Raw genomic sequence first — 4,998 nt, 5'->3', positions numbered from 1 at the left:
AGACAATGGCCCAGATGCTGCGCTTTCATCGGGCCTGCTCACTGGCCCGCACGAACGGGTCCGGCGGCTGGGCAGCCGTCGCGGCAGACGCCGGCTATGCCGACCAGGCGCATCTTGCCCGCGACTTCCGGATATTGAGCGGCGAGACGCCGACCGGATGGGCCGCGCGGCTCGATCTTGCCGATCCACGCCTGATGCGGGACGGCGGCGGGTAGCGTCTGGTCCCATTTGTTCAAGCCCGGCTGGCGCGATCCGAACTAGGGTCGGCGTCGCAATGGACCTGGAGCATTTCATGAACCAGCAGAATGGCTATGAAGCGCCGCGCCTGTACCACACCATGCGCTGCAAGGACGCGGAGGCGATGATCGCCTGGCTGAAAAACGTTCTCGGCTTCGCCGAACGCGTGGTCTATCGCAGAGAGGGCACGGTCGTTCACGCCGAACTGGCATTTGGATCGTCGATCCTCATGCTCGGTGCGCATCGAGATGATGCGTACGCAAAACGGGTCGGCGACATCGGCGGCCACCGGACGGATGCCATTTATCTGGCTGTCGATGATCCCGACGCACTCTATGAGAAGGTGAAGGCGTCCGGCGCAAGGATCGAAATGGAGCCGTACAACACCGATTATGGCAGCCGCGATTTCGCGGCGCGCGATCCCGAGGGCGGCCTCTGGAGCTTTGGAACCTATTGGCCCAAGGTCGGCGAAGGGCCGCTGCCGGGATAGGCCGAACGGTTGCTTCGGATGCCGCTCGCCGGGCGCGGCAAGCTCGATCGAGCCCGCAAACGCGATGCGGCTGCGAACCCGTCCTGCTCTTCAGACCGACCAATAGTTCGGATGCGGATAGGGCCGCGAGCGGTCGCCCCAATCGAATTCGTCGCCATCGAACTCGCATGGACCGCTGCTGAACTCGTCCATCGTCATCTCGACCTGGAACGCCTGACGGCCGCGATCGTATTTCAGCGCGCTCCACTGCACCGGATAATGGTGATGAGTGCCGAGCAGTCCGCCGGTCTTGATCACGGCATAGGTGACCATTCCGCTGACCTTGTCGAGCATAAGTCGCTCGATCGTGCCGAGCTTCGTGCCGTCGCGCCCGTAGACGGCGACGTGCTCCACACGATCACTGGGAACCATGGTGTGTTGCATGGCATCCTCCCTCGTCTTGTGTGGAGCGCATTATAGTCTCGTGGCCCGGATGAGCGAAGCGACATCCGGGGTCTGCGACACTTTCCCGGGTACCGCTGCGCTCACCCGGCTACGCGCTACAGCAACCGCGAACGCACCGCTTCGGCGCCCTCGCGCAGCAGCGGCAGGAAGCGGTCGATCAGCTCCTGTGCCGGCACGCGATCGACATGGGCGCCCATGTTGATGGCGGCGACGATCACGCCATCGTAGCGCCGCACGGGAACCGAGATCGAGCGGAAATGCGGCTCCGCCTCGCGGTCGACCAGCGAGTAACCCTGCGCGCGGTCGGCCGTGATGCGTGCGAGCAGCGCCTTGGGATCGATCACCGTCTGCGGCGTTAGCGCCTCACGCTTCATCGCCTTCAACCGTGCGGCAAGTTCGGCATCGTCGAGCTGGCCGAGCATGGCACGGCCGACCGAGGTGCAGAAGGCCGGCAGGCGGTAGCCGATTTCGAGCCCGCCGGAAAACATCCGCGCCGGACTGCTGCGCGCGACGAACACGACGTCGTCGCCGTCGAGCACCGCGAGCGAGGAAATTTCGTTTGCCGCCGTCGCGACGCGATCGAGCACCGGTTGCAGGACCGTGACGAGCTGATTGGAACGCAGATAAGACGCCGCCAGCGTCAGCACGTGCGGCGTCAGCGAGAACAGCTTGCCGTCACCAGAAACGAAGCCGCCTCGCTGGAGCGTGAACAGCATCCGCCGGGCGGTGGCGCGCGGCAGGTCCGCGGCGCGGGCGAGATCACTCAAGGTCATCGGGCCGACCGTCGTGGCGAAGCACTGAAGCAGGCGCAGGCCGCGATCGAGGCTTTCGACGAAATCCGTCGCGCGCTCGTCGCTCTCGCTTCGCTTCAGCTTGGGCATGGCGCCGGGACTTTCCTGCAAAATAGTGCTTGCTGCCTATCCAAGGCATGTCATAATTCGCCCATTCGTTCAATAGGCGAACAAACGCCACTCCGAGATAAGGGATGCACTCGCCATGATGAGCCAGGAGCAGAACGACCTGATCACCCGCACCGGGCCGAAGGATCCCTGCGGGAAGCTGATGCGGAGCTACTGGCAACCGGCGGCGCTGGTCGACGAGCTTGAAGGTGCGCGGCCGATCCGCCCGGTCAAGCTGCTCGGCGAGAACCTCGTGCTGTTCCGCGACGAGCGAGGGCGCTACGGCCTGATCGATCGCCAATGCGCGCATCGCGGCGCCGACCTCGCCTTCGGGCGGCTCGAACATGGCGGCCTGCGCTGCGCCTTCCATGGCTGGCTGTTCGACGCCACCGGCCAGTGCATCGAGACCCCGGCCGAGCCGAAGGATTCAAAGCTCTGCCAGAACATCCGCCAGCGCTCTTATCCCGTAGTGGAGAAGAGCGGCATCCTCTGGGCCTATCTCGGCGAGGGTGAGCCGCCGGCATTCCCCGAGATAGATTGCTTCGTCGCACCCGGCACGCATACGTTTGCGTTCAAGGGCCACATGGCCTGCAACTGGCTCCAGGCGCTCGAGGTCGGCATCGATCCCGCGCACGCGTCCTACCTGCATCGTTTCTTCGAGGACGAGGACACCTCCACCGCCTACGGCAAGCAGTTCCGCGGCGCCTCCGCGGGCAGCGACCTGCCGATGACGAAGATCCTGCGCGAATACGACCGTCCGATCATTAATGTCGAGCACACCGAATACGGCCTGCGGCTGATCGCGCTGCGCGAGATCGACGAGGAGCGCACCCATGTGCGCGTCACCAACCAGCTGTTCCCGCACGGCTTCGTCATCCCCATGAGCACGGAGATGACGAGCACGCAGTGGCACGTCCCGGTCGACGACGAGAACTGCTACTGGTACGCGATCTTCACCAGCTACACCAACCCTGTCGACAAGAAGAAGATGCGCGACCAGCGGCTCGAGCTCTATGAGCTGCCCGACTACAAATCGCGCAAGAACCGCAGCAACGATTACGGCTTCGATCCGCACGAGCAGCAGACGGCGACCTATACCGGCATGGGCAACGACATCAACGTCCACGACCAGTGGGCGGTGGAGTCGATGGGCGCGATCCAGGACCGCACCAAGGAGCATCTCGGCCAGAGCGACAAGGCGATCGTGCAATACCGCCGCCTGCTGCGGCAGGAGATCGAGAAGGTCGGCGGCGGCGAGAGGCCGATGCTGTTCCTGGACGAGGCCAACGCGCGCAGCATCCAGGGACCGGCGACCATGGACGGCATCGGGCCGACGCGGGGCTGGGAGACCTACTGGATGGAAGTCGACGTCAAGCGCCGCCGCGGCGCGCCCTGGACCGCGCCGGTGCCAAAGGAGATCGCGGATAATGTGCATCGGCTGACGGCGGCGGAGTGATGATGACGGTCTATCCATCGTCATTGCGAGCGCAGCGAAGCAATCCAGACTGTCTCCGCGGACGCAGTTCTGGATTGCTTCGCTGCGCTCGCAATGACGGAGAATGTGGCGCATGCTTCGCGTCTCACGACTAAAGGAGCAATCAAGGTGACCTTCGTCGCGCGTCATGCGCTGTGGTCGGATGAGCAGAGGGACGCGGCGACGCGCATGCGGCGCATCGTCGAGGAGAAAAACCTCGAAGTCATCCGCCTCGCCTTCCCCGACCAGCACGGCATCCTGCGCGGCAAGACCATCATCGCCGCCGAGGCGATCGCCGCGCTGGAGAGCGGCTGCTCCATCACCACCACCATGCTGGCAAAAGACACCTCGCACCGCACGGTGTTTCCGGTGTTCACGTCAGGCGGCGGCTTCGGCATGAAGGAGATGGAGGGTGCGGCCGACGTGCTGATGGTCGCCGATCCCACCACGTTCCGCGTGCTGCCATGGGCGCCGACGACCGGCTGGGTGCTGTGCGACCTCTATTTCAATGACGGCCGCCCGGTGCCGTTCGCAACGCGCGGGCTTTATCGCCAGGTGCTCGATGATCTCGCTGGCCGCGGCCACGATTTCGTCGCCGGGCTCGAGGTCGAATTCCACATCTTCAAGCTCGACGATCCGCATATGCGTGCGGAGGACGCCGGCCAGCCCGGGACGCCGCCCTCGGTGAGCCTGCTCAGCCACGGCTACCAGTATCTCACCGAGCAGCGCTTCGATCAGATGGAGCCGGTGCTGGAGATCCTGCGTCGCGACGTCGTCGCACTCGGGCTGCCCTTGCGTTCGGTCGAGGTCGAGTTCGGGCCAAGCCAGTGCGAGTTCACCTTCGCGCCGAGGAAGGGGCTGGAGCCCGCCGACAACATGGTGCTGTTCCGCTCGGCCGTGAAGCAGGTCGCCCGCCGCCACGGCTATCACGCCACCTTCATGTGCCGGCCGAAACTGCCGAACCTGTTCGCGAGCGGCTGGCATCTGCACCAGTCGATCGTCTCGCGCACCAGCGGCGAGAACCAGTTCATGGCCAAGGAAACGGTCAAGACAGGCGGCGAGCCGCTCAGCGCGTTCGGCCGCGCCTACCTTGCCGGCCTGCTCGACCACGCCCGCGCGTCCACCGTGTTCACCACCCCGACCATCAACGGCTACAAGCGCTACCGCTCCTATTCGCTGGCCCCTGATCGTGCGATCTGGGGCCGCGACAATCGCGGCGTGATGATCCGCGTGCTCGGTGGCGCCAATGACGCCGCAACGCGCCTAGAGAATCGCATCGGCGAGCCCGCCGCCAATCCCTATCTCTACATGGCCTCGCAGATTCTTTCGGGTCTCGACGGCGTCGACCGCAAGCTCGATCCGGGCCCGTCGGCCGACACGCCCTACGAAACCAAGGCGCCGCTGCTGCCGAAGTCGTTGCGCGACGCGGTCGCCGCGCTGAAGGACGATCCGTT

Annotated in this window: 6 protein-coding genes; 4 read left to right on the top strand and 2 right to left on the bottom strand. The window is 65.0% G+C overall.

Going from position 1 to position 4,998, the window contains the following annotated elements:
• Window positions 1-215, top strand: a 215-nt coding sequence (locus AC1D00_RS26380) for a helix-turn-helix domain-containing protein (RefSeq protein ID WP_477012670.1), incomplete at its 5' end; no start/stop codon positions are given.
• A gap of 77 nt (window positions 216-292) precedes the next feature.
• Window positions 293-727 (top strand): VOC family protein, encoded by a 435-nt coding sequence (locus AC1D00_RS26375; protein WP_477012669.1) that lies wholly within the window; start codon window positions 293-295, stop codon window positions 725-727.
• A 90-nt stretch (window positions 728-817) separates the two neighbouring features.
• On the opposite strand, the gene AC1D00_RS26370 is transcribed toward AC1D00_RS26375, so the two are convergent.
• Both AC1D00_RS26370 and AC1D00_RS26365 read right to left on the bottom strand, forming a co-directional pair.
• Window positions 818-1,150: a PRC-barrel domain-containing protein gene (locus tag AC1D00_RS26370; protein ID WP_025575573.1), complete on the bottom strand. Its 333-nt coding sequence runs from the start codon at window positions 1,148-1,150 to the stop codon at window positions 818-820.
• Between the two features lie 116 nt (window positions 1,151-1,266).
• A complete protein-coding gene (locus AC1D00_RS26365) occupies window positions 1,267-2,052 on the bottom strand; it encodes an IclR family transcriptional regulator domain-containing protein (protein WP_477012668.1) in 786 nt (261 codons plus the stop codon).
• A 115-nt stretch (window positions 2,053-2,167) separates the two neighbouring features.
• Between AC1D00_RS26365 and AC1D00_RS26360 the strand changes: the two genes are divergently transcribed.
• Entirely contained in the window at window positions 2,168-3,526 is a 1,359-nt protein-coding gene (locus tag AC1D00_RS26360) for an aromatic ring-hydroxylating dioxygenase subunit alpha (protein WP_477012667.1), read from the top strand.
• Window positions 3,527-3,673: 147 nt separating this feature from the next.
• On the top strand, window positions 3,674-4,998 hold a 1,325-nt coding region (locus tag AC1D00_RS26355; protein WP_477012666.1), incomplete at its 3' end, for a glutamine synthetase family protein.

Source organism: Bradyrhizobium sp. P2_E8 (assembly GCF_056403875.1).
This window is presented reverse-complemented; position numbering and strand designations above follow the sequence as displayed.

Coding starts and splice junctions, on each gene's coding strand:
- AC1D00_RS26375 (WP_477012669.1), top strand. CDS start 293: ATGAACCAGCAGAATGGCTATGAAGCGCCGCGCCTGTACCACACCATG.
- AC1D00_RS26370 (WP_025575573.1), bottom strand. CDS start 1,150: ATGCAACACACCATGGTTCCCAGTGATCGTGTGGAGCACGTCGCCGTC.
- AC1D00_RS26365 (WP_477012668.1), bottom strand. CDS start 2,052: ATGCCCAAGCTGAAGCGAAGCGAGAGCGACGAGCGCGCGACGGATTTC.
- AC1D00_RS26360 (WP_477012667.1), top strand. CDS start 2,168: ATGATGAGCCAGGAGCAGAACGACCTGATCACCCGCACCGGGCCGAAG.